Source organism: Bacillus sp. m3-13 (assembly GCF_000175075.1).
Classification (GTDB): Bacteria; Bacillota; Bacilli; order Bacillales; family Bacillaceae_I; genus Sutcliffiella_A; species Sutcliffiella_A horikoshii_C.
The window spans coordinates 287516-313264 of sequence record NZ_ACPC01000019.1 but is presented as its reverse complement, the minus strand read 5'-3'; the positions used below and the strand labels follow the sequence as shown (position 1 = coordinate 313264).

The window sequence follows — 25749 nt, the reverse complement described above, 5'->3', positions numbered from 1 at the left end:
GTAGCTTCTTCCTCTTTCACCTTTCTATTCCCCTTGCAATTGTGCCCTTGAAGCTTCAATCAGGTCAGCAAGTACATGGTCCGCTTCTTCCCATTTATAAATAGATGCCCCTGATGCCAACGGATGACCTCCGCCGTTGTACTTTTTGGCAATTTCATTGACAATAGTCCCTTTCGAACGAAGCCTCACCCTGATCTGATCTGCTTCTTCTATAAAGAATACCCACGCCTTAACGCCTTCAATATTACCAAGCATCCCCACCAACTGTGATGCCTCTGAAGGAAGGGCATTATATCGCTGCAAAATATCCGGTGTAATCTTCATGGAAGCAATCCCGTTCTCATGCATAGAGAAATTCTCCAATACATAACCGCTAAGCTTGGCAATGTGCAATTTGGTGCGATACAGCTCCTCGTAAAGATCCGTCATCGAGAAACCGTAGCTCAACAGTTCACTCGCATACAGGAATGTCTTCGTATTGGTGCTTTGGAAAAGGAATCTGCCCGTATCGCCGATAATGCCCGCAAAGATTAGTCTGGCAGCCTCTTTTGTCATCACCCAGCCTTGATTTTTCCCGGCCAGATACAATTCGTAAATCATTTCACTCGTTGAACTGGCATCCGTGTCCACCCACATCATATCCCCATATCTGTCCTCATTCGGGTGATGGTCGATCTTTATCCACTTAGCTGCCAGCTTGTAGCGCTTATCACAGATACGATCGGTATTCGCCGTATCACAGACAATCACAAGAGCACCATCGTAACTGGAGTCCGGTATCTCATCAAGCTTGCTCAAGAAGTTTAATGACTCCTCCGCTTCCCCCACGCGATACACCTTTTTCTCCGGATAACTTTCCTTGATCAACTCAGCCAACCCACACTGTGACCCATATGCATCCGGATCCGGCCTGACATGACGGTGAATGATAACCGTATCATGCGCCTTAATTTCATCTATTATCTGTTGCCTCATCGTATGTAACCCTCTTTCACCTGAATCTTTTCTTTTATTTAATCACAGTTTGCCTTGTTCTCAAAGGAATATCATTTTAGTGGAAAAGTAGAATTTTGTTCACGAACACGTTACAATATAGCTTGTATGCGTATGATAGAATAATAAATATCTTGTATGAACTATATAAAGGAGTGTGTCCTTTTGGCTATTTTTGTTTTTCTCATTATCTTTTCATTAATGTTCTATTTAATGTATAAAGTAAAATACTTCCGCACCCAATTACCGGCCGAAAAGAAATGGCTAAGCGCAAAATCCAGCATCGCGTTGGGTAGTTTTGTATTCTTTTTTGGCATTAATTCTATCATTAATCCACTATCCACTGTCGCCATCGTAGTAGGCATCATTTTGTTAGTTGTAGGTTTGGGCAGCATCTGGGCCGGCTACAAAGCCTACCGTTTCTACCTGCCATTTGCAATTGAAGAAGCAGAAGCAGTTAAGGAAGCAGAAATGAAAGAGAAGACGGTTACGGATTGAAGATTAGTTGAGAGAGTCGTTCCTTTTTTGGGGGACGGCTTTTTTGTTTACGGCGATAAAGAAGTTTTAAAATGTTCTAACGAGTAAATCCTCCCTTTTTTGTGGCCAACCGAGGGCAAATCAAGTGATACCAAGATATTATACGCTTCTGACGGAGAACTAATGAGAAAGAAATCCCTCAACTCTTTGTTCTGAATTGTAGTAGCAATTAATAGTTTATAATCTTCTAGCGCATATAGGTGCGCTGACAGCGATTGAATATTGCATCTCTTACAAGTCCAGTATTTTCTTTCTTTCTTCATCATGTTGAACCCGCAATTCTTACATATTACTCCTTTTATCAGTTCTTCCTGTTTAATGTTGTAGTTCTGAAGAAAATTAAAGCTATCTGGAGTATGTTTCTTTATTAGTGTTTTCGTAAGCTTGTTAAGATCTTTTTTATTCAGGACTGCGGATGAATGGAGTGCATTTATTTCATTTATTCTATTTGGGAGATTAGTTAGAAAAGTTACCTTTTTCATAAGTGAGGGAGAAGTTTTGACTAAATGGGATTTACTGTGAGTTAAGGCTACCAAACTCGCAATTGGTAAGCTAGGGAAGCCGTGGTGTTCTAACCATAACGAAAGTTGATAACGGTGGCGAGCTACTTGTGATAGAGGATCTGCCATTCTTTCCATTTCCCCATCTGCCTTATGCCGGATGAGTTGACATCCCACTTCGTCAAATTCTAATTTACCTGAAACGTATTTGGAATCTATTATTAAGCAATGGGTTGATGTAATGAGCAGCGTGTCTATTTGAAAGTATCTACCTTTCGGGTCCTTTATTCGGAGGCCATGAAGTATGTGGTAGTTTTCATGAGGGAGAAAGGTTAAATAGTAGTCTAATGCCTCTTCCCCTTTGTAACCGTATTTCATTTTGCCATATTCCTGTTCAATCAATGGGTATTGATGGTGGGAAGGTACCAGCCTCCTCAAGCCGGCTTCATGGATCAGCATCCTATTCGACTTTTCTCTATGCTTTTTTATCATTTAGTCACTCCTTTGTTAACTTTGTCTTGGTACTTTCGACTCCAGGGATTAAAGTTCCTGCAAATTCTACAAAATGAAACACCGAATTTTCACATATCCATTGGAAAAATGAAAATATCCATTGTAAATCAGATATATCCATTGTAAATCAGATATATCCATTGTAAAACACATATATCCATCCTAAAATCCATATATCCATTGTAAAATCAATTTATCCATTGATCCCCCATCCCTCCCAACAAAAGCCCTTCAACACTTTAGTCTTTGCACTTGAACTTGACCTTGCCTTTAGCCACCGTCCCCCAAAACCAAAAAAAAAAAGACGCCCCCACCCCAATCGAGGTGAGAGCGCCTGCTCCAAACAAACAATCCACTTACTGTATCAACTGCACCATCATCATCGCCTTGCCGACGACATTGCCGTCGTGGTACACTTCCACGTCCACTTTACCGAACTTGCGGCCGACCTCGAGCACTTTTGGCCGAATCTCGATGGTGCTGTCAATCTGCACTGGCTTAATAAAATAAATCGTAATGTTCTCCACGACCATGTCACTCTTTTTCAAATTGCGAATCACACGCTTTGCCGCTTCAGTTACGATGGTTGTAAATACCCCATAGGATATTGTTCCGACCGAGTTGGTCATCTGCGGGGTCACTTCGCTTTGGTAAGCCTCTTCCCCTTTTGATTCTGTGACATCCATGAACTGATTGGTCACAATATCATCCAGCGTTTCCCCGACTTGCGGCTGCCTTTGGATCATTTGCAACGCCTTCAATACATCCTGACGGCTGATGATTCCAAGAAGACGATGGTTCGGGTCGACTACCGGCAGCATCTCAATACCTTCCCACACCATGATATGGGCAGCAGACGCGACCGAAGTTTTACCATTAACGGTGATTGGGTTTTTGGTCATCACTTTTTCAATAAGCGTCCCGGAGTCCTTGCCGAGCACATCCTTGGAAGTAACCACACCCTGCACCTTCAAGTTTTTATCAATGATTGGAAAACGGCTATGTTTGATTTCTTCATTCACCTTATACCATTCCGCAATGGTATCTTCTGTCGTTAAGTAAGTAGTCGCTTCAATTGGTGTCAAGATATCCTCGACCAACACGATTTCTTTTTTTATCAACTGATCATAGATGGCACGGTTGATCAAAGTCGCAACAGTGAATGTGTCATAACTGCTCGAGATGATCGGAAGCTTCATTTCATCGGCTAACTTCTTAACCTCTTCGTCCGTATCAAATCCACCGGTAATTAACACAGCAGCGCCAGCCTCAATGGCAAGTTTATGTGCGTTGTAACGGTTACCGACAATCAACAGATTTCCTGCTTCTGTATAGCGCATCATCGCCTCAAGTTTCATGGCACCGATAACAAATTTGTTCAACGTTTTATGGAGTCCCTCTCTGCCGCCAAGAACTTGTCCATCCACAATGTTGACCACTTCAGCAAATGTCAGCTTTTCGATATTTTCTTTCTTTTTCCGCTCAATACGAATAGTACCAACGCGTTCGATGGTACTAACATATCCTTTATTTTCGGCATCCTTGATCGCTCTGTATGCCGTCCCTTCACTAACCGCGAGCGCCTTGGCGATTTGTCGTACTGATATTTTTTCTCCAATAGGCAGTTCTTCAATATAATGGAGAATCTGTTCATGCTTTGTCACACTCTTCACCCGTCCACATAATTATTTGTACCCTTATTATACGGGTGTTAGAGCTTGTATTCAATGTGTTTACGGATATTGACGCAAACGGACTTGTTTGACCTCTGCCAATTTCGCTTTGCGCACCATCCGCTTTCGCTTTGGCAAATACATGATTGCTGCAATATTGCCGCCGACTGCCATTAAGGCAAGCACCAACCATGCAATCCCGAACCACCATGCAAGTCCATCTTCTGTCACCGGCAATCGCGGTACAGCAATGTATAACATGGCACCGATACATAACAACGATAATAAAAGTCTATTCTTCAACACATGACACTCCTTCCAAACTCTATAGCTTGTATCATGTATATTCCAAACAACAAAAAAAAGAAGCAAATCCGCTTCTTTTCTTCGCAAAAGTCTATAATTCTAGGACCTCTCCCACTTCCAGCACTTTCCCGACACCTTCAGGAAGTTTGGAAACAAACTCATGAGGATTTTGTTCAATGACCGGAAACGTATTAAAGTGGATCGGCACCACCGTGGAGGCGTTCAACCACTTGGCAGCAAGTACCGCATCATCCGGACCCATCGTGAAATTATCCCCGATTGGCAGGAAGGCCACATCAATATTATTTAACTCTCCGATCATTTTCATATCAGAAAATAATGCTGTATCTCCGGCATGGAAAATCGTCTTCCCGTCAATAGTCAACAAAATCCCACTTGGCATTCCTGTATAAACGATTGTTTTTGTTTCATAATCTGTATAACTAGAGCCATGGAAAGCTTGCGTCAATTTCACCCTGCCAAAATCAAATTCATGGGCTCCACCGATATGCATTTCATGTACCTTCACACCTTGCCAGCCCAAATACTCTGCCAGTTCAAAAGGTGCTACGACTAGAGCGTCATTTTTCAAAGCCAGATCTACTGTATCGCCGACATGGTCATTGTGGCCGTGTGTTAAAAGAATGACATCCACTTTCAAATCATCTGCTTTTAAATCTGTCAGACCATTACCCGTAATAAACGGATCAAAAAGAATCGTTTTACCATTCGCCTCAACTTTTACTACGGAATGTCCATGATAGGAAACTTTCATTCTAACAACCTCTCCTTCTCCAGCTCAAATTCTCCATACCTGTTAATCTTCTCTTTTTTAATCAAAAATCCTTCTAATAAAATTTACACAAGTATGATTCCCTGATACTCTTAATGTAAACGTATTAAACTTCGTAACTAGAAGTAATTGACCAAAAAGGAGTGGCTGATTTGAAAGAACATCGTCTGCAGCAATTGGTAGAGTGGCTGAAACAGGAGGACTTGTCCGGTTGTTTCTTAACGTCTACCCCGAACGTATTCTACATAAGCGGTTTTTACACAGATCCACACGAAAGACTTTTGGGACTTCTCGCTTTTCCAAACAACGAGCCTGCGATTGTCTGCCCCAATATGGAAGTAGAACAGGTAAAGAAAACAGGTTGGAACTACGGAATAGTCGGATACAATGATACGGACGATCCGTGGCAAAAGGTTCAAGAGTATGTAAAACAACAAGGAATCCAAATGGAAAAACTGGCAGTAGAGCAGGAACATATGACTGTCGCTCGTTTACATAAGTTAGAGGAGGTCTTCCCGGGCGTAAAACTTGCCGCGGCAGAAGATAAAATGTATCAGCTTCGTCTAGTAAAGGATGAAGAAGAGGTATCCATTTTGAGAGAAGCAGCCAAGCTAGCCGACTTTGGAGTGGAAGTTGGGGTGCATCACCTAAAAAAAGGTGTGACAGAACAGGAGCTTGTTGCAACGATTGAGTATGAGCTGAAGAAAAAAGGCATCAGTCAAATGTCCTTTTCCACGATGGCACTGACAGGTTTAAAGACAGCAGCTCCTCATGGAAAGCCTGGTTTGGATCAAGTAAAGGAAGGCGACCTTGTGTTATTTGACCTTGGCGTTGTCTTGAATGGATATTGCTCAGATATCACAAGAACCGTTGCCTTTGGTAATGTGAACGAACAGCAACAGGAAATCTATGAAACGGTATTGAAGGCGCAGCTTGCTGCCGTGGATATCTGTAAACCAGGTGTCGAAATCGGGCAGATTGACCGTACAGCCCGCTCGATTATAACGGAAAGCGGCTATGGAGAATTCTTTACACACCGAATCGGCCACGGCCTAGGCATCGAAGTGCACGAGTATCCATCCATGAATGAAACGAACACGATGAAACTGCAAAAAGGAATGGCCTTTACGATTGAACCTGGTATCTACAAACCAGGAGTAGGTGGCGTACGAATCGAAGATGATATTTTAGTTACGGACAACGGAATCGAATTGCTGACAAGCTACCCGAAAGATTTACAGATCATTAAGCCATAAATAAAAAACAGGTATCCATGTCTCCCATGGGCACCTGTTTTTTTTATATAAAAATTTAATTAGCTCTTCACTAAAAGATTGCTTGCGCTCTCATACGCCAAACCGTGAGACTCTGCCACTGCCGCGTATGTTACATATCCGTCTAGCGTGTTGATTCCCTTTAGGATCGCTTCATTATCCAAGGAAGCTTGCTTGTAGCCTTTGTTTGCAATTTGCACCGCATAAGGAACCGTAACATTCGTCAATGCGATAGTGGATGTACGTGGAACCGCACCAGGCATGTTTGCAACGGCATAGTGAACGACTTCATGCTTCACATATGTTGGGTCGTCATGTGTAGTAATGCGATCTGTCGTTTCGAAAATTCCACCCTGATCAATTGCGATATCCACCACAACAGAACCCGCACCCATGGATTGAATCATTTCCTCTGTTACAAGCTTCGGCGCTTTAGCACCTGGAATTAGAACAGCACCAATAACAAGGTCTGATTCTTTCACAGCGATTTCAAGATTTAACGGGTTACTCATAAGTGTCTGGATGTCTTTACCGAATATATCATCCAGCTGACGAAGACGATCCGGATTTAAGTCCAGGATTGTTACATCTGCGCCAAGTCCGATTGCCATCTTAGCAGCATTCGTACCAGCGACACCTCCACCGATGATTGTTACTTTCCCTCGGCGTACACCAGGAACACCACCTAGAAGAATCCCTTTTCCGCCTTTGATTTTTTCAAGGAACTGCGCACCAATTTGAGTAGCCATACGACCGGCAACTTCACTCATAGGAGTCAACAATGGAAGGGATCCGTTTGGAAGTTGAACTGTCTCATATGCAATACCCACTACTTTGTTATCAATCAAAGCCTTTGTTAATTCTGGTTCTGGAGCAAGATGTAGATAAGTGAAAAGGATTAACCCCTCACGGAAATAGCTATACTCAGAAGGAAGTGGCTCTTTTACCTTCATGACCATATCCATGGACCATGCTTCTTCTGCCGTTTCCACCATTTTCGCACCAGCTTGTACATATTGCTCGTCAGTAAAGCCGGATCCAATACCAGCTTCTTTTTCTATGTATACTTCATGTCCGAAGCCAACAAGGTTTACTACACCTGCAGGCGTCATCGCAACACGGTTTTCGTTGTTCTTTATCTCTCTAGGTACTCCAATTCTCATGGATCAAATACCTCCTTCTTCATAATCACAAAGCGTTAAGACGTAACTAATATAACATTAAACTAGAAAATGTAAAATAGTTTTTTATGCATTTTTGTAAGCGCTTTAAAACAGGCGGAATTATCTATATTATCTAAATATAGAGGGAAATTCCCTTAAGTTATCGGAATCGGTTAATAACCTCTACTCCCCCTGTTACTTCCAGCACCGCTCCTGTGATCATATCCGAGTTTTCTTCACATAAAAATTCAATGGCCCTGGCAATATCTTCACCCGTGCCAGAACGGCCGACCGGGGTATTCTTGGAGTCCTCTAAGCCTCTCGCATGGTCAATCGTCGCCTCTTTCATTTCTCCCACAATATTACCTGGACAGACCATATTGGCCGTGATGCCATGTTCAGCTTCTTCGATAGCGATCGATTTTGTCAGCGAAACCAGTCCAGCCTTAGAAGCAGCAAACGCAGATCGGTAAATCCAACCTGGAGATGATTCAGCTCCCTGAAATCCGTATGTGATGATGCGCCCGAATCGCTGTTCTCTCATGAAAGGAATTGTTTTACGGAAAAGATGAAAAACAGCGCTAAGATTGCCTTCTATCATTTCATACCATTCCTCATCGGAGTAATCAGCCAATTTTTTTCGTTCAAAAATATAGGGCCCGGCGTTATTGACCAAATAATCAATCCTTCCGTATCGCTCCACTACTTCGTCTATAAATTGTTGCATCTGTTCTTTTTTTGTTACGTCTCCTTGAAAAAAGTGTAGTCTGTTTTCTCCAAAGTGACTCCATTCTTCTTTTAGTTTCTCGATGGTTTCTGTATCATTTCTATAATTTATCGAAACGGAACATCCTTTATTCAACAACTGTTCCGTCACTTTTTTTCCAAGTCCTTTGGAACCAGCTGTAATTACGGCATGTCTCAAACTGGCTTCCCCCTTAATAAAATTGCGTACTACTATATTTTCTTGTAAATTGATTAAATTTACAACATATAACCCGTTAAGATACGATAAAATGATTGTTAGGTACACGAAAGAAAGGAGTCTGACCTTCTTATGGCGAAAGCACAAACTGTGACATTGCCTCCTCAAAGCAAGATAGAGCGGTACGGTTTAGAAGCCGTGCCACAAGAATTAAGAAAAACACGATGGTATGAATATTTAATCATTCAGGTTGCATTTTCTGTGAATGCGGGGAACTTCCTTGTCCCGGCACTTGCAGTGATTCAAGGGGGACTCAGCTTTTATGCAGCCTTACTTTCCACTGTTTTTGGCGCAACACTCGCCTTTTTATTTGTATCTTACTTATCATTGCCTGGCGCTGAAAGGGGAATCCCCTCCCAATTTGCCATCCGCTCCATTATTGGGATTAAGGGATCAAGGTACATTTCCTCCCCCATTCGCACCATAACATCCCTCTACTGGTTTTCTGTTCAGACCATAGGTGGTACGTTGGTTATACAATTTATTCTTGAAAGAGCCTTTCAGTTTTCTCTGCCATTTTACATAATTGCTATGCTTTTAGCCTTAATCATGAGCGGCCTTGCACTTGTGGGATTTGATGCGGTAAAAAGGGCGACCAAGTATTTTATGCCATGGCTGATTCTCGGACAGCTAGTGATGCTGTATCTTTTGCTTATTAAAGGAATGAGTGTGAACTCTGCTGTCACCATTGAGGGTGGCTGGAATCTTCCCATCATGGGCTTTTTTGCTAGCCTTGCTTTTGTTCAATATGTATCAGGTGTGTCCTCTTCAGCAGATGTTACAAGGTACGCCATTACTTCCAAGCAGGGGTTCTGGGGCTTATTCAGCGGTAATGTTCTAGGATTTATTCTTACTGCTTTTTTTGGAGCTTACACAGCTAGTCTGACAGGGAATTTTAATCCGTTTATTGCAACAAGCGAGATGACCAACTCCGGCCTGTTTACCGCGATTATTTTAGGGGCGGCCATATTATCAATGGTTTCGATTAACTTAAGCAATGCCTATACCGGCGGATTCAGTCTGTTGAATTCTCTACCTCAACTTGGCAGGGTGAAAAGTAGCATTCTTTTTGGTGCTGCAGGAATAGTTTTATCTCTGTCACCCGCATTGGTGGAAGAAGCTGAACGCTATATTTCTTTGATTGGTGCTTTTGTCATTCCTTTATCTGCTGTTATTATAACTGACTTTCTTTTAATAAAAAGGAAGCAGATTGAAGTTAGGGAAGGATTACCTTCTTATAATAAAATTGCGTTTATTTGCATTGGAATTGGGATAGGTGTTTATTTACTCTTGCCGGAAGGCTTTTCTCCTGGTTTCTTGGCTTTCCTTTTTACAGGGGCACTTTATTTACTTTATAAAAAGTTGTCAAAAAAATAGGTGCCTTTGGTTGGCACCTGTTTTTGTTTATTCGTGGGAAGTTTGTTCGCTTTCGCCTTCTACCGGTTGGTATGCGTTTGAGCTGTATTGCTCGCCGACAACTCCGCTTGAGTATGCATCAGTAATTTGATTGTGAACCTCATTTACAGCATTATCATCATAAGAGAAAATTTCTTTTGGGTCTTTTTTCTTCATAGTGGGTTCCACCTTTCAACTAAGTATCCATCCTAGTTTGTGTCGAGTGTCATTCATTTAAAGGTGGTAAAAATTACAGGAGGAATGGATAGAATGTTTACCCTAGTTATTATACAATGAGTTAAAATGGGGAGAAAAGGAAGGAAGTAGCGATGTTTTCTTTTGTAAGAGATCCAAGGCTTGGAATATTTTTGCCACAGTTGGATTTAGAATGGGCTCAATATAACAAAGAAACACAGCAGGAAATATTATTGAAGTGGGAAAAAATACGCGGGAGCATCCCGGACCGGATTAAAGAGTTAGAAGAAGAAATAAATTTTAAGCAGGCTCAATTGAATGATGAAGCAGATTTTGAGCGGTCTTGCGAGCTAAATTCGGAGATTGCAGATCATGCTAGTGTTATTAATGATTTGTGGTTGTGGTATCGCATGAATCAGCATGTATCATCCTCAAAAGTCCACTCATAAAAGGCGAATATCCGTTTTGGATATTCGCCTTTTCGTTAAAACATCTCGCATTCTGATTCGTCTAGTTCTCCTTTTTCTACTAAGTGTCGCATCATGTAGTAGTAATGGGAGAATTCTGAGACTTCTTTGGTCCAGTAGTAGTTTGTTCCGGCAGCTGTTATCATTCCGAGAAATGGGACATTGTTTACTTTTTGGCGACCAATTATTGCAACAAACAATAGCTTAATCAAGTGCATTAAAGGCTGTTGAAGCCATACAGTCGGGTGATCTTTGTCTGTTAAGACATCAAAATAATGATCGATATCCTGTCCAAGCTCACTTTTCAATGTTTCCCAGCGTTCATGCTGATATTTCTTCGGTATGGTCGCACCATAGAATAATTGTAAGGATCTCACCATTTCTAAAGGCGTACTTGCCCTGTAGCCGTAAGACATCGCAACAAGCTGTGTAGTACGGATATTTAGCGCAGCAAAAGCTGGGATATCTATAGCAAGGGTTGAGACTTTGGCCGTCCCTGTCATTCCACCTTGGATCACCGAATAAAGCTTTTGTTTGGCAATCTGTTGCTCCGCGATAAATGCCTTTTGTGATAAAGGCAAATCACGTATATCTTCTATTCTTTCGATATGTTCCCTATAGCTTCGGGCCATATTGACGATCCGTTCTTCTGCTTGCTGTTGGAATGAGGACTGCTGGATAATACCGTGCAAATGAAACAACCATGTATCAATCTGGGCAAAAAATAAATCCTTTTTATCGTCTGACAGTAAATCAAAAGCCTTGTCCACCCAATGGTCCAACGTGTCTGAAAACTGGGATGGTTCGTATGTATATAGCTTTTCTTCCCATTGTGAAAGTTTATGTTTCCATTGTTCTTCCCTGCTTATATTAGACACAGTTCTTCCCCTCACTTTTCCATCTGCTAGTTTTCTCCATTATACCATAGCAGTTCCACACAAAAAAACAGTCCCAGATCTGTTGTGTTAAAACAGATCTGGGACTGCAGCTTATAATGCTATTTTCATTACGTCTCTAGCAATCATTACTTCTTCATTCGTAGGAATTACGATGACTTTAACAGGAGAGTGCGGGTAGTTAATAAATGCTTCTTTACCACGAACCTTGTTCAATGCAGGATCCCAGTAAACACCCATAAACTCAAGTCCTTGAAGCACTCTTGCACGGATTACATCACTGTTCTCCCCGATCCCTGCAGTAAAGATGATCGCGTCCACTCCGTACATTCTTGCAGCATAAGAACCAATATACTTATGAATACGACCTGCGAATACTTCCAATGCAAGTTCCGCGCGCTCGTTACCTTCTGTTGCAGCAGATTCAATATCACGAAGGTCACTGGAGAAACCAGATACACCAAGGATACCACTTCGCTTGTTCAGGACATCTAATACTTCGTCTGCTGTTTTTCCTGTTTTCTCCATGATGAATGGAATCAAAGCAGGGTCAATGTTACCAGAGCGAGTTCCCATTGCTACACCTGCAAGTGGTGTGAATCCCATGGAAGTATCGATGGATTTTCCACCTTCGATTGCAGCAATACTTGCACCGTTACCAAGGTGACAAGAAATCAGGCGAAGTTGCTCAACCGGTCTGCCAAGTAATTCTGCAGCACGCTCGGAAACATATTTATGAGATGTACCATGGAAACCGTATTTACGGATGCCATAGTCTTCATAGTACTCGTATGGCAAGCTGTAAAGGAAAGATTTTTCCGGCATGGATTGATGGAATGCTGTATCAAAAACAGCCACTGCCGGTACATTCGGAAGGATTTCCTTGAATGCTTTAATTCCCACGATGTTTGCCGGGTTATGAAGTGGTGCAAGCTCTGAAAGTTTTTCTAATTGGCCTAAAATTTCATCCGTAATCAGGACGGAATCATTGAACTTTTCTCCACCATGTACAACACGGTGGCCAATTCCTGTGATTTCATCGAAGCTTTGGATAATGTCAAGATCGATTAGTTTTTTCAATAAGATTTTAACAGCTACCCCGTGCTCTGGAATATCTGTGATTTCTGTTACTTTTTCGCCGTTCACAGAGATGGTGAAAACAGCATCGTTTAATCCGATACGTTCGACTAATCCTTTTGTAATAACATTTTCACTAGGCATTTCGAACAATTGGAATTTAAGAGAAGAGCTTCCTGCATTTATTGCAATAACTTTTGACATGACGATACGTACAACTCCTTTTATATGGTCACACTTGGGTGGATAATTAAATGTTTTTTACACTCTACCTATCTTGTGCAAAGTTCCGATATTATATATACCTTTTTCATTTAAACACCGTCATACTGCATTTGCAAGAGGCTTCCCTTTATGGTAACGCTTACCTTATATATTCGTTATTTTCTGAAGAATAGCATAGTTTTTTTAGACTATTAAATCTCCACTAACGGTTGATTTTCGTTGCAGGAGCTTCGCTTTCCGCGGGCGGTCCGGAAGCCTCCTCGGGCTGTGCCCTGCGGGGTCTTCCATGTCCCTTCCTCCCGCAGGACAAGAAAGGCTTCGGCAGCGAATCATCGCACGAAGAAAATGCGTTAGCATTTTCGAGGAGTTTCCGCTCCTTCCACTACGATCAACGAGGTTGTCTAATAATTACTTATTGTTTTTTTGCTCAGAAAACCAGTGGTTGATTTGGGTCATGATTTTTTCCATTGCCTGCATGTTGGAGAAGCTTGGCAAGTTTACTAATAGAGCTTCTTTAGGAGGTTCAATGCCTATTCCTTTTTTCTGCAGAACAAGGATGCTTTTGGCATGGTACTTGTTTTGGAACATGGTTTCCGGAAGCTGAAGCATTCCTTGAATATACGCTTCGTCCTTAATTAGAGCGTTGACTTTTTTTGCTTCCTCTTCTTCAAACATGGAGTTTGGAACCAAGAATAACAGGTGCCCGCCTGGTTTTGTGTAACGCAACCCTTGTTCGATGAACAGATAATGCGCATAGGAATGTCCTTCTTCCGCTTTTAGCTTGAAGTTGGCTGCATTGTTATCGTCTGGATAATAGCCGACCGGCAAATCGCTTACCACTACATCGACTGGTTCGATAAACAGGTTGCTTAAGCCGTCTTGATTGAAGAGACTGATTGCTTGCTCTTGCAAATTGGCGTTATTATAAGCAAGTTTCACTAACAGGTCGTCCACATCCACACCAAACGCCTCCAGCTTTTTGTTAGGCTGGTGGTTAAGGACAGCTGTAAGGAGGTTTCCAGTACCGATAGCAGGATCAAGCATGGTCAGCTGTTGCAGATGTGAGGTGTATTTTCCGACGAGGTATCCCATAAACATGGCGATCGCATCTGGAGTCATTTGATGGTTAGCTTGAACGGCATCTTTCATTCCTTTTAGGATGGCAAGTTGAAATCCTTTTCTAATTTCTTCTTTTTGAAGGGAAGTAAGATTTTGTTTGCTGTATTCTTTTTCGAGTCTTCGTTTGGTTACTTCTGATACTTCTTCTTGGATGACTGCTCCGTGGAAGAGGTTTTCTGCGGTTTCTGCTAGTGCTTCTAGGTATGTACAGTCTAGTTCTTCTTGTAGGATTTGCGCTGTTGTATCGAATAGGGAAAATGTATTTTCTAGTTTTGTAATGGACATTATGCCACTCCTTTTCTTTCTCCAATTTCAGTATTCCTATTTTACATGGAGTACGGGCAAAAATAAAGCAGACTGCTATTATCACAGTCTGCTCGTCTTGGTGCAATGGGTTTGAGTAGGGTATTATTCTGCAGATTTAACTGCTTCGATTGCCGCTTCGTAGTTAGGGTGGTCCGTACCTTCGCCTACGTATTCAACGTATGTTACTTTGTCGTTGGAGTCCACAACAAACGTGGAGCGGGCAAGTAGACGTAGCTCTTGCATTAATACGCCGTATGCTTCACCGAAAGAAGCGTCACGGTGGTCAGATACTACCTCAACATTGTCAAGTCCACTAGCTGCACACCAGCGTTTTTGCGCGAAAGGCAAGTCCATGCTGACTGTAATAACTTTTACGTTATCAAGCTTTGCTGCCTCTTCGTTAAATTTGCGAGTTTGTTGGTCGCATACTCCTGTATCAATGGAAGGAACTACGCTGATTAGTTTCTTGAATCCTTTGTAGTTTTCCAATGTTACTGCTGACAGGTCATTTGCAAGAACGGAGAAGTTTGGAGCCTGGTCGCCCACTTTCACTTCGCTTCCGACTAGTGTCATTGGGTTGCCTTTAAATGTTACGTTTGCCATGATAATTTCCCTCCTCATATTGTATGTACACTTGTAATAATAGCTATGTTTTGGAAGTTTTGCAATTAATCAAACTTTGTTGGTGTGTAAGGGAGAATAGCTGTATCTTACATGATTCAGAAGTTGTCGAAATGGGTAGATTTCTTGATATATCGTGGAATTTCTTGATATCCACCCTGAATTTCTTGATATATCACAAAATTTCTTGATATCCACCCTGAATTTCTTGATATACCACAAAATTTCTTGATATCCGCCACCGCCCCTCGCCACCTCCTTCACTCAAAGCAATAAAAAAGCCAACTGCTGTGCAGCTGGCGTTTTTAGAAGTCCAAATCCTGCTTATGTTCATTGTAGGAATGATCAGAGTGATTCGCTCTGTTATGTTTATTGTTATTCAGCATATGTTGCACTTTCTCAACCGCCTGTGGAGCCAAATCCAGTAGTCTTTCATAGATACTCGTGCTTTCATCAAGATGGAGCATTTTCACTCCCTGTGAATTCACAATCAAGAAAGCGATAGGAGTGATGGACACGCCACCTCCACTACCTCCGCCAAACGGAAGCTTTTGACCTTGGCTTTGGTGGTTGCCACCGCCATCATGCTTCTCCGGACCTGATGAGCCTCCGCCTTGAAACTCACTTCCACCTGCCGCAAAACCAAAGCCTACTTTGGAAACAGTCAAAATAACACTCCCATCCGGTGTTTCTACCGGGTCACCGATGATCGTATTAACATCAATCATATCTTTTAAATTTTCCATAGCTGTTGTCATTAGACTCTTAATTGGATGTTCAGACATATTGATCCTCCTTATCGCTATTACATGGATTTTTGATTTTCTTCTTTGGACAACACGGATAAAGGACGGGTTTTAAACTTAGGTCTACCGCCTTTCCAATATTTAACGATTCTTATTCCTGCTAACATAGCATACCCGATTCGAAACCGAATCATACACTTAAACATGGTCTGGGAAACAGTATATTGGAAATAGGGGGTGATGGAGAGTTCCGGTTTAGCTCGGAAGTCTGTATAATTGCTTAAAAACCCCACAATGCCCCCTTTGATTGACCATCCTGCCCCAACAAACATGCCAGTATGTGCTGCATCTCCTAACCCAATATTGCTATGCCATTCCAGGTGTTTCACTTCCATTCTTGAAAGCAATCTCCTGACTATCTCATGCATCCCGACAACATGACGCACCAGTTCATATGTATCTTCAAAACTCTGCCATATCTCTTTTGGAGAAAAATCTTTCTCTTTTTGTTTACCTTGAGAAGGATCTCCGCCTCCAACTTTGGTTTTTTCCTCGACATGAATGGATGCTGTGTCTTTATCTACACTGATCAATGGAACATCAATGGTGTACCGCAACAATCCGTACCATGCACTTAGTTTCACTGTCATCTGATCATTATCTTGTTGATGATGGTAGTAAAAATGGATGGTAATTTTAGTGACGAGAACCATGACTAAGAGAAAAATTATAATGGCAAAGATTATTATGGCCCAAATCACACTTTCACACCCTTTCTTTCCCCTTCCATTATCTCCTAGCATAAAAAAAATAAACCTAAAGTCACGATGGACTTCAGGTTTATTACTTATTTTTCATGAACCACTGTTGTGTCTGCAATAAAGTCGTGCACGCCTTGCTTTTTGCTCGTGAAAGCAGCAACAAGGAATACGATATATGTTATAGGCGCATAAACTAACGCTATATATCGGCCTACACCTTCTCTAAAAAGAATCGTTTTCCATGAAAGGTCATTAGCTTTAAGGTCTACCACTCGTAACCCAAACACCATCTTACCCAATGTCTGTTTAAAATACTTCGTCATAAGAATAAAATACCCATATAGCACAATGGTTGTGGCAATGGTTGCAGGTGAGAACATAAAGCTTTGGCTAGTGGATATCCCTAGTAGTCTAAAAATCGGATATATCACGATAGCTCCGATGCTCCAAATGATTAATAGGTCTAATAGAAATGCCCAAAGCCTCATCCAGAACCCTGCATAGCGATATTCGATGATTCCTACTTCCTTCGCAGGCAACATCGTATCATTGCTGATCCTGTCTTCCCCTACGTTCACGTCTTCATGTATTACGTTTTCGTTTGTATACTCGCTATTCTGCTCATCTCTCATTTTTTCTTCCTCCTACTCTGCATACAAGTACATTAGTCTTGGAGAATTAGGTTGATTGATAAGCTTTGCTAACATCTGCATTTCAGACTCTGGCTTTAATAGTGATTGTACATTCATGCTGAATAAGGAACCCCAGCCCAGGTTTTCTGTATATTGAACAACTTGGACGTTCCCCATCTCATGGTCTTTTTTCATTGCCTCAATAACATCTTCAAAATACCCCAGCTCATCCACAATATTAATGTCTTTGGCTTGTTGGCCGTCATAGATTCTTCCGTCAGCAATTCTTCTGACCTCTGATTCACTCATGCCCCGGCCATCTACAATCACTTTTACAAATTGATCATACATATTGTCTACCATTGATTGAAGAATTTGACGCTCTTCCTCAGACATGTCTTTCGTTGGAGACATAATATCTTTATATGGCCCACTCTTGATGGTATCGAATTTTACCCCATATTTTTCAGCAAGCTCACTGTAATTAATTCCCTGCATGATAACGCCGATAGAACCTGTGATTGTCTCAGGTGAAGCGAAAATTTTGTTCGCCGGTGCTGCAATATAGTAACCACCTGAAGCAGCCATAGTTCCCATAGAAATATAAATCGGTTTTTCTGTTTCTTCTTTAATTTCCACCAGTCTTTTATGTATCTCGGCACTTTCTGATACACCGCCACCTGGTGTATTGACGCGAACAATAATTCCTTGAACAGTATCATCCTCTTTTGCTTGATCTAGCATTCTTAAAAATTGACGATGATTATAACCTGGTGATTGGAACACAGATGTTACATCGCTTCCTGTGTCCTGAATAACACCGTTAACTTCTAGAACTAGAATCTTACGGTTTGGGCTACCGTCTTCAATGACTTCCTCAATAAACTCTTCTTCCCCTCCAAAAATATCTGAAAAAGAATCAGATGTGGAGCTTTCTGCAGGCTTAGTTGCCAGACTTGTAATAATCGACACAAAAAATAATAATGCCGCAATACCTAATGCGGCCCAACGCTTTCCACTCATATCTAAACCTCCTAGTTGTTCGTACAGTACCTATACGTTAAATCGTTTCAAAAAGTTTCATCAAAATGGTAAACTTATCACAATATAGAATTGTACTAAATTTTTTTCCAAAAGGATAATTTTTTTGGATATTTTTTGTTTAAGTTCCAATTTTTATTATAAAGAGGAGGAAAAACAATGACAGAACGTCGTAAAATATTTTTCTTTTATAAACGGGAAGAAGAGCTCGTGTCAAAAGTTGAAAAACTAGAGCAATTAGCAGTACAAAATAACTTTGAAATATTAAATGATCACCATAATGCCAACATTATCGTAGCAGTTGGAGGAGATGGTACATTCCTTCAAGCTGTTCAGAAAACAGGTTTCAAAGATGATTGCCTTTATGCAGGTATCAATGCTGGAGAAACTTTCTAGTTTTTATTTGCGACTTTCATATTGATGATACAGAGAAGATGGTCGAAGCGATGAAGTTTGAACAAATCGAGGTTAGGAAATACCCTACCATTGAAGTGACGATTGACGGTATTTCTTCTTTTCAATGTTTTAAACGAGTGCTCTATTCGCTCTGCTATCATAAAAACAATTCGCGATAGATGTTTACATAGATGAGCTGCACTTTGAAACATTCCGAGGAGATGGGATGATTGTTTCCACACCGACTGGTAGTACTGCCTACAATAAGTCAGTCCAGGGTGCTGTGGTAGATCCGATGCTCCCTTGTTTTCAGGTAAGTGAACTTGCTTCCATAAATAATAACAGCTATCGTACGCTTGGATCTCCGTTTATTATGGCAGGCGCTAGGAAGTTGACGTTAAAAGTTATTCAGGATGGAAATGATTATCCGACGATTGGGATTGATAATGAAGCTTTAAGCATTAAGCATGTGAAGCGGTTGGATATTCAGCTTACTGATAGGAAGATTAAGACTGTTAAGTTGAAGGATAATTCGTTTTGGGAGAAGGTTAAACGGACATTTTTATAAAATCCCTCGGTGCAACAACCAAAGGACACCGCATGAACGCGGTGTCCTTTTTGTATACTGTTTAACGCCGCTGTTGATTTCCGCAAATGGCTTCGCTTTCCGCGGGGCGACCTTGAGCCTCCTCACAACGCTTCAGGGGTCTCAACAATGTCGCTTCTTCCCCCGCAGGAGTCTTCGCCTTTTGCTCCAATCAACAGCTATAGATCATCATTCACTGTAGCTATTCTTAATCTCTTTCATACACTACCGTACCGTCGACGATTGTCTTTAGTACGTTTGTTTCTAGGATATCATCTTCTGTTGCTGTAAATAGGTCAGTGTCTAGTACTGTGAAGTCTGCGTAGTAACCTGTATCGATGACCCCTTGTTTATCCTCTTCGGAAATAGCTTGAGCACTACCTTTTGTAAACAGCCCGATTGCTTCATACATGGAAAGACGTTGTTCTGGTTGATAGACGATTTTATCCTCATCACCAGGGATTTGTCTTGTAACGGCAGCATGAATTCCTAAAATGGGGTCAACCGGCTCAATCGGAGCATCCGATCCTCCTGCACATATTAACCCTTCATCGAGGAGGGTTTTCCAAGCATACGAATAGTTCAGTCTTTCTTCTCCAAGGCGTTCAATAATCCAAGGAAAGTCTGTTGCCACAAAACGCGGCTGGATATCTAATATAAGTGGCAGTATTTTGGCGCGATCAATAAGATCCTTGGTTAAAATTTGAGCGTGAATGAGCCTGTCTCTTTCCCCTTTTGGAGCAGGATGTTTTTCAAGGGCATCTAACATATATTCAAATGCAAGATCACCTATTGTATGAACCGCAACCGTCATCCCATAGTCTCTTGCTTTTTTTACTAGACTGTCCAATTGTTCCTGTGTATGAATGGCCACCCCGGATGTTTCAGGAGCATCATTATAAGGTCGGCTTAACAGAGCAGTTCTTCCTCCGAGTGCGCCATCAGCAAAGATCTTCATGGCGCCAAGGGTGATAAAGCCAGTTGTCTCCTTAAATGTATGTCCCTCTTCATGCATATCATCCACAACTTCATGATGTACCAGCAAATGCGCGCGATATTTTAACTTATCCCGTTCAATCACATTTTCAAATGCTCCAAATGTTTTCGTAAAACTGCCATAATAGCTTAGGTCTTCACTATGACTTCCGACCAACCCAAGGCGCAAGCAATCCTCAATAGAAGTTTTCAAAGCATTGTACAAGTAACTTTCACTCGCTTTTGGTATCTTCCTTTTTACTAATTCCTGCGCTTGGTCAAGTAAGAATCCAGTCGGTTCACCATCGATATCTTTTACAATAACGCCTCCTGGAGGGTTTTCTGTTTCTTTTGTAATTCCTGCAAGTTCCAATGCTTTACTGTTGACCAGTACGGCATGGCGACAAACTCTTGACAGGATCATCGGATGATTTGATGTGATTTCATCAAGTTCTGTTCTATGGAATATCTTTCGATCGACAAAATTATTTTCATTCCATCCCTCCCCGAAGATCCATTCTCCTTCAGGCGTTTCTTGAACTTTTTTCATCAATGCCTGTTTCACATCTTGGGGAGATGTAAAATTTGACAAGTCCAGTCGCAGCAGTTTCTCTCCATGTCCAATCAGGTGCATATGACTGTCTGTAAAGCCTGGATACATGACTGCCCCTTGTAAGTCTTGCTTCCGTGCATTCGGATATGTAAAGAAAAGGTCTTCTTGAAGTCCCATATCTTTAATGATTCCATCTTCCGTATAAACAGCTTCCACTGTTTCCGTTTCTGCTTTCATCGTATAAATCTTTCCGTCGTACCAAATTTCTCCCATGGTGATCTTTCTCCTTCTTTTTGTAAAATTACATTAAGATTATCATTTGTGCAGGCCAGGCACAAAAAAATCGCATTAAAAAAGGCAGTATAGGTGGGGTCAAGGAATCTGATCCCCACCCATACTGCCTTACCTTTGTAAATTTTTCTTTATCAGGATTGTGCCGCTTGAGCCAATTCTTGTTGCCTTAGCTCTATTCTTCTTATTTTTCCAGAAGTAGTTTTCGGAAGCTCGGCAACATACTCGATTTTTCGAGGGTACTTATATGGGGCCGTCAATTCCTTGACATGCTCTTGAAGCATTTTAGTAACCTTATCTTCTTCCTGATCTACCCCGTCCTGTAACACAACAAAGGCTTTAACGATGTTTCCTCTTATTTCATCAGGACTCGCCACCACGGCGCATTCACGTACCATCGGGTGCTTTACCAACGCATCTTCTACTTCAAACGGTCCAATGGTGTAGCCTGAGCTGATGATAATATCATCGCTTCTGCCTTCAAACCAAAAGTAACCGTCTTCGTCCTTTTTGGCTTTATCACCTGTAATATAGTAGTCCCCTCTAAATTGTCTGGAAGTACGTTCAGGATCTTTGTAATAGTGTTTGAAAAGTGCCGGCGTTTCTACATGTACTGCGATGTCCCCGACTTCCCCCACTGCACATTCTTCAGCATCCTCATTGATGATCGTTACCCTATTGCCTGGTGTAGGTTTTCCCATGGAACCAGATTTAATTTCCATTCCTTTTAATACTCCAAGTAACAACGTATTTTCCGTTTGACCATAGCCGTCTCGAACATCAACTTGGAAATGTTTCCGGAAGGTATCTATTACTTCACGATTTAATGGTTCCCCGGCTGATACTGCACTGTGAAGATGCGGTAGCTGATAAGCGTTCAGATTATCCACTTTCGCCATCAGACGATACTCTGTCGGTGTACAGCAGAGGACGTTCACTTCATGTTTCTCCAGAAGTTTCAGATATGTGTTAGGATCGAACTTGCCATGATAGACAAATCCTGTCGCCCCAGAACAGAGTGTCGATAAGAACGGACTCCATATCCACTTCTGCCAACCAGGGCTTGCAGTTGCCCATACTACATCATTGTCTTCGATTCCTAGCCAGTTCTTGGAGGTCGTACGTAGATGCGCATAAGCCCATCCGTGAGTATGAACCACTCCTTTTGGATTGCCGGTTGTCCCTGATGTGTAGGATAGAAATGCCATGTCATCTTTTGAGGTGTTGGCAAAATCAAGTTGATCTGATTGTTTTTCCATCGCTTCGTGCAGGTTTGTCCAGCCCTTTTCTGCTAGTCCACCAACACTGAATCTTACCAGGTTGCCCACGTCCTCCAATTTATCTGCCTGTTCCACAAATGGTTGATATGTAATGATCCCTTTTACATCTCCGTGTTCAATTCGGTATGCAAGGTCTTTTTCTCTTAACATTTCAGAACATGGAATTACGACTACACCCGCTTTCAGTGCTCCAAGATACACCTGATAACTGTCAATCAGCCTTGGCATCATGACCAGGACCACATCTCCTTTTTGCAGCCCTTCCGAAAGTAAAGCGTTTCCAATTTTATTTGCAGCTTTCATTAATTGTTGATATGTTACTTGTTCTTTCTCCCCTTGCTCGCTTTCCCAAATAAGTGCGAGCCTTTCGCTGTCTTGTGCGTACTTTTCAACTTCTTCAACCAGATTGTACTTTTGCGGTGCTAAAAGTTCTTCTCTTTTCATATGAAGTCATCCCCTTTGTAATAGTACTATCTCTATATTACAAAATTTTTTAAATAATTTGAATTATTTTGCGGAAATTTATATAAAAATAAAACACCTTCCCAAAAGAAGGTGCCTCTAACAATAGTTATTGCTCATTCGATTTAACCGCATGTTTTGGTTCGTTGCGGCGTTTTCTTCCTTGTTTCTTCTGTTGTTTTTCCACTTGATTTTGCTCCTTCATAAAAAAGCACCTCCAAGATTAGAATAGAAGAAAGGTGGGGTTTCCCCCACCTCGTAGCCATTTTATATATTATTTTTGGTAACCGCCACTGAAGCTTTGTTCAGCCATTTGAACTAAGCGTTTAGTGATTTCTCCACCAACGGAACCGTTAGCGCGAGCAGTTGCATCAGGACCAAGTTGAACTCCGAATTCAGAAGCGATTTCGTATTTCATTTGGTCAAGAGCTTGTTGTACACCAGGTACAACTAGTTGGTTTGAACTGTTGTTTGCCATGTGTTTTCACCTCCTTGTGAATATAGAATGTGTAAAAACACATGGCATCATTCATGTTTTAAATATGGTAATTCTTCACAGTATCCATCAGTTAAAATAAATCGTTGATGACACTATCTTCTTCTTGCTTTTTCCCTGTTATTAGTAGCTTTTCAGTGCGATCGACTGCATCGTTCACCATCTTATCTATATCAAAAAAGCTTTCATAAAAATTGATTTTTTCCTTTTTCGGCTTCGTTTTAGGTGCAGAAGGAGTGAAAATGGTACAACAGTCTTCATAAGGACGGTTGGAAATTTCCAACGTATCAATATGTTTGGCAATATCCATAATTTCTATTTTGTCCATCGTAATGAGCGGACGAATGATCGGTGTGGAAGTAACCTCATTAATCGTCGACATGCTTTGCAAAGTCTGACTGGCCACTTGTCCCAAGCTTTCTCCAGTTATAATTGCAAGCCCTTGCTCTTTTTCACAAATTTTGTCGGCTATCTTCAGCATAAATCTTCTGGTGGATGTCATCGTATAGTTTTCAGGCACTTGCTTTTGAATCGCTACTTGGATATCTGTAAAGGGAACGATATGCAGATTAATGGAGTGTCCGAAATCTGTCAGTCTTTCTGTCAGTTCCACTACTTTCTGTTTCGCACGTTCACTAGTGTACGGAGGGCTGAAGAAGTGGACAACTTCTAATCTAATTCCACGTTTCATTGCCAAGTATCCTGCTACAGGACTGTCAATCCCGCCAGATAGCATGAGCACACCCGTTCCACTTGTCCCAACCGGAAGACCTCCTGCGCCTGCAATATCCTTACAAGTAATGTAGGTAGCATCCTCTCTCACTTCAACCCTGACATTAATATCAGGCTGTTTTACATTCACCGTTAAATCTTCGGTATTACGTAATAGGTGCGATCCAATTGCATGGTTTAATCCATTGGTATCAAGTTCAAAGTTTTTATAAGCCCGCTTGGCCGTCACTTTAAACGTCTTTCCTTTGTAAGGTAGTGCCTCGAGAGCAAATAATGCTCCATTTTTCATTTCTTCTAACTCTGTTTTCGTTTTTACTGCAAGGCTGAACGAGTGGATGCCAAAAATGCTTTGAAGTCTATCCAAAATCTGTTCATGAGGCTCTCCATTTAATTTAATGAACATTCTATCTCTGCTTTTTTCAATAGCGACCTTTGGGAAGTCTTTAATTTTTTCCAAAATATTGAAACTAAGACGTTGGACAAACTGCTTTCGGTTTCTCCCTTTAGTAGACAGTTCACCAAATCGGATTAATATGTGATCATAGTTCATGTTCTTTTACCTCGTTACTTCTTTTATAGTGGTGATGGCTTGGATAAACTCTTGTAAAAATAATTGTATCTCTTCTTTTGTTGTACTGTATGTCATACTTATTCGGATGGCACTTTCCGCCTGTGCCCTCGTCACTCCCATTGCCGTTAATGTCTTGCTGGGTGCTTTTCGCTTGGAAGAGCAGGCAGAGGTTGTAGAGACATAAATATTTTTGGTGCCTAATGCATGGACAAGAACTTCTGACTTTATGCCCGGAACGGAAAAATTGACAATATGCGGAGCGCTTTGATTTCTGTAAGAGTGGATAAAAACTCCCTTTATCTGCTCCAACTCATCAAGAAGATAGTGCTTTAATTGAAGTAAATTAGATAAGTGATTTTCACTTTTCTCCAAGGTCATTCGGAGCGCTTTCGTCATGGAAACAATTCCCGCTACGTTCTCTGTTCCAGATCGTAACGTCCATTCCTGGTCTCCTCCGCTGAGTATTGGATGAAGTTTGACTCCATTTTTGGCAATCAGGACCCCGTTTCCTTTTAATCCGTGAAACTTATGAGCCGAAAGAGAACAAAGGTCTATTGTGTCCATTCGTAATGGAACCTTGCCAATTCCTTGTATATGGTCAACATGAAAGCTTGCATTTAGGTGGTTCTTGAGCATTTCGCCGATTTCTTCTACAGGTTGGATTGCCCCGGTTTCATTATTTACATGAATGATGGAAACCAACACCGTTTCTTTTGTCAACGCTTCTTCTACTTGCTTTTTCGTAATTCTTCCTTCCTTATTAACAGGAAGAACTGTCACTTCAAATCCTTCCTTTTCCAAATCCTTTATCGCATTCGTTACAGAAGGATGTTCAATAGAAGTTGTAATGATATGGTTGCCTATATTTTTTTTACTCAGAGCACATCCTTTTACTGCCAAGTTGTTACTTTCTGTTCCACCTGAAGTGAAAATGACTTCCTTATGATGGACATGCAGCAAGGATGCAATTGTCTCCCTTGAACGGTTAAGCAGCATTTCTGCCTCGCCGCCAAGCGAATGAAGCGAAGATGGGTTTCCAAAATATTCTGTGGACACCTTAAGAAAAGAATCCACCACTTCTTTATATGGTTTAGTTGTGGCGCTGTTGTCTAAATAAATCATGGTCATCCTCCATAGTTCTGATGAGGAATTTATATCATCAATTAATATAGATAATATTTTCTTCTAA

The 25749-nt window shown here is 41.4% G+C and carries 25 protein-coding genes and 1 pseudogene; 5 read left to right on the top strand and 21 right to left on the bottom strand.

Annotated elements, in window-relative coordinates; genetic code table 11:
• Positions 1-24: 24 nt before the first annotated feature.
• The gene (locus tag M313_RS0112135; RefSeq protein WP_010195624.1) at positions 25-975 is read right to left on the bottom strand and encodes a DHH family phosphoesterase; all 951 of its coding nucleotides are present in this window, start codon (positions 973-975) and stop codon (positions 25-27) included.
• 183 nt (positions 976-1158) lie between these two features.
• On the opposite strand from M313_RS0112135, the gene M313_RS0112130 reads away from it, so the two are divergent.
• Complete coding sequence (locus tag M313_RS0112130; protein WP_010195620.1) at positions 1159-1491, top strand: YtpI family protein; 333 nt, start codon at positions 1159-1161, stop codon at positions 1489-1491.
• Between the two features lie 47 nt (positions 1492-1538).
• On the opposite strand, the gene M313_RS0112125 is transcribed toward M313_RS0112130, so the two are convergent.
• The 4 genes from M313_RS0112125 to M313_RS0112110 all read right to left on the bottom strand — a co-directional run bounded on the left by M313_RS0112125 (position 1539) and on the right by M313_RS0112110 (position 5297).
• Positions 1539-2522: a nuclease-related domain-containing protein gene (locus M313_RS0112125; protein WP_010195619.1), complete on the bottom strand. Its 984-nt coding sequence runs from the start codon at positions 2520-2522 to the stop codon at positions 1539-1541.
• Between the two features lie 377 nt (positions 2523-2899).
• A complete protein-coding gene (locus M313_RS0112120; protein WP_010195617.1) occupies positions 2900-4207 on the bottom strand; it encodes a CBS domain-containing protein in 1308 nt (435 codons plus the stop codon).
• A gap of 69 nt (positions 4208-4276) precedes the next feature.
• Positions 4277-4519 (bottom strand): hypothetical protein, encoded by a 243-nt coding sequence (locus M313_RS0112115; protein WP_050780678.1) that lies wholly within the window; start codon positions 4517-4519, stop codon positions 4277-4279.
• A gap of 94 nt (positions 4520-4613) precedes the next feature.
• Complete coding sequence (locus tag M313_RS0112110; RefSeq protein ID WP_010195505.1) at positions 4614-5297, bottom strand: metal-dependent hydrolase; 684 nt, start codon at positions 5295-5297, stop codon at positions 4614-4616.
• A gap of 170 nt (positions 5298-5467) precedes the next feature.
• Between M313_RS0112110 and M313_RS0112105 the strand changes: the two genes are divergently transcribed.
• Positions 5468-6571 carry a M24 family metallopeptidase gene (locus M313_RS0112105; protein WP_010195503.1) on the top strand — a complete coding sequence of 368 codons (1104 nt, stop codon included), beginning with the start codon at positions 5468-5470 and terminating at the stop codon, positions 6569-6571.
• Between the two features lie 59 nt (positions 6572-6630).
• Here M313_RS0112105 and ald read toward each other — a convergent pair whose 3' ends face one another.
• Together ald and M313_RS0112095 are read right to left on the bottom strand one after the other, a co-directional pair.
• The gene (ald, locus tag M313_RS0112100; RefSeq protein WP_010195501.1) at positions 6631-7752 is read right to left on the bottom strand and encodes an alanine dehydrogenase; all 1122 of its coding nucleotides are present in this window, start codon (positions 7750-7752) and stop codon (positions 6631-6633) included.
• Between the two features lie 160 nt (positions 7753-7912).
• Positions 7913-8677 carry an SDR family oxidoreductase gene (locus M313_RS0112095; RefSeq protein ID WP_010195499.1) on the bottom strand — a complete coding sequence of 255 codons (765 nt, stop codon included), beginning with the start codon at positions 8675-8677 and terminating at the stop codon, positions 7913-7915.
• A 132-nt stretch (positions 8678-8809) separates the two neighbouring features.
• Here M313_RS0112095 and M313_RS0112090 point away from each other — a divergent pair, with 132 nt between their 5' ends.
• Positions 8810-10114 carry a purine-cytosine permease family protein gene (locus M313_RS0112090; protein WP_010195498.1) on the top strand — a complete coding sequence of 435 codons (1305 nt, stop codon included), beginning with the start codon at positions 8810-8812 and terminating at the stop codon, positions 10112-10114.
• A 27-nt stretch (positions 10115-10141) separates the two neighbouring features.
• Here the strand turns inward: M313_RS0112090 and M313_RS26155 are convergent, their stop codons facing one another.
• Complete coding sequence (locus tag M313_RS26155) at positions 10142-10309, bottom strand: hypothetical protein (RefSeq protein WP_010195497.1); 168 nt, start codon at positions 10307-10309, stop codon at positions 10142-10144.
• 152 nt (positions 10310-10461) lie between these two features.
• Here M313_RS26155 and M313_RS0112080 point away from each other — a divergent pair, with 152 nt between their 5' ends.
• Positions 10462-10776: a hypothetical protein gene (locus tag M313_RS0112080; protein ID WP_010195492.1), complete on the top strand. Its 315-nt coding sequence runs from the start codon at positions 10462-10464 to the stop codon at positions 10774-10776.
• Between the two features lie 35 nt (positions 10777-10811).
• On the opposite strand, the gene M313_RS0112075 is transcribed toward M313_RS0112080, so the two are convergent.
• The 8 genes from M313_RS0112075 to sppA form a co-directional block, all read right to left on the bottom strand.
• Positions 10812-11672 carry an EcsC family protein gene (locus M313_RS0112075; RefSeq protein WP_010195491.1) on the bottom strand — a complete coding sequence of 287 codons (861 nt, stop codon included), beginning with the start codon at positions 11670-11672 and terminating at the stop codon, positions 10812-10814.
• 111 nt (positions 11673-11783) lie between these two features.
• Positions 11784-12971, bottom strand: coding sequence for an acetate kinase (locus tag M313_RS0112070; protein WP_010195490.1), 1188 nt, complete (start codon positions 12969-12971; stop codon positions 11784-11786).
• A gap of 429 nt (positions 12972-13400) precedes the next feature.
• Positions 13401-14396, bottom strand: coding sequence for a class I SAM-dependent methyltransferase (locus tag M313_RS0112065; RefSeq protein WP_010195489.1), 996 nt, complete (start codon positions 14394-14396; stop codon positions 13401-13403).
• Between the two features lie 123 nt (positions 14397-14519).
• On the bottom strand, positions 14520-15020 hold the full coding sequence (gene tpx, locus M313_RS0112060; RefSeq protein WP_010195488.1) for a thiol peroxidase: 501 nt from the start codon (positions 15018-15020) through the stop codon (positions 14520-14522).
• 323 nt (positions 15021-15343) lie between these two features.
• Positions 15344-15823, bottom strand: a complete 480-nt coding sequence (gene ytfJ / locus M313_RS0112050) for a GerW family sporulation protein (protein ID WP_010195484.1) — start codon at positions 15821-15823, stop codon at positions 15344-15346.
• Between the two features lie 20 nt (positions 15824-15843).
• The gene (locus tag M313_RS0112045; RefSeq protein WP_029326475.1) at positions 15844-16545 is read right to left on the bottom strand and encodes a DUF2953 domain-containing protein; all 702 of its coding nucleotides are present in this window, start codon (positions 16543-16545) and stop codon (positions 15844-15846) included.
• Positions 16546-16631: 86 nt separating this feature from the next.
• A complete protein-coding gene (locus M313_RS0112040; RefSeq protein ID WP_010195482.1) occupies positions 16632-17177 on the bottom strand; it encodes an RDD family protein in 546 nt (181 codons plus the stop codon).
• Positions 17178-17189: 12 nt separating this feature from the next.
• On the bottom strand, positions 17190-18200 hold the full coding sequence (gene sppA / locus M313_RS0112035) for a signal peptide peptidase SppA (RefSeq protein WP_010195481.1): 1011 nt from the start codon (positions 18198-18200) through the stop codon (positions 17190-17192).
• Between the two features lie 177 nt (positions 18201-18377).
• Here sppA and M313_RS23480 point away from each other — a divergent pair.
• Positions 18378-19182, top strand: a pseudogene (locus M313_RS23480) (NAD kinase).
• Between the two features lie 226 nt (positions 19183-19408).
• Here M313_RS23480 and M313_RS0112025 read toward each other — a convergent pair.
• The 5 genes from M313_RS0112025 to M313_RS0112000 form a co-directional block, all read right to left on the bottom strand.
• A complete protein-coding gene (locus tag M313_RS0112025) occupies positions 19409-21001 on the bottom strand; it encodes an amidohydrolase (RefSeq protein ID WP_010195480.1) in 1593 nt (530 codons plus the stop codon).
• A gap of 152 nt (positions 21002-21153) precedes the next feature.
• The gene (gene mbcS / locus M313_RS0112020) at positions 21154-22743 is read right to left on the bottom strand and encodes an acyl-CoA synthetase MbcS (RefSeq protein WP_010195479.1); all 1590 of its coding nucleotides are present in this window, start codon (positions 22741-22743) and stop codon (positions 21154-21156) included.
• A gap of 292 nt (positions 22744-23035) precedes the next feature.
• Positions 23036-23239, bottom strand: a complete 204-nt coding sequence (locus M313_RS0112010) for an alpha/beta-type small acid-soluble spore protein (RefSeq protein ID WP_010195477.1) — start codon at positions 23237-23239, stop codon at positions 23036-23038.
• A 91-nt stretch (positions 23240-23330) separates the two neighbouring features.
• A complete protein-coding gene (thiI, locus tag M313_RS0112005) occupies positions 23331-24539 on the bottom strand; it encodes a tRNA uracil 4-sulfurtransferase ThiI (RefSeq protein ID WP_010195476.1) in 1209 nt (402 codons plus the stop codon).
• A gap of 6 nt (positions 24540-24545) precedes the next feature.
• Positions 24546-25682, bottom strand: a complete 1137-nt coding sequence (locus M313_RS0112000) for a cysteine desulfurase family protein (protein ID WP_010195475.1) — start codon at positions 25680-25682, stop codon at positions 24546-24548.
• Positions 25683-25749: the final 67 nt, after the last annotated feature.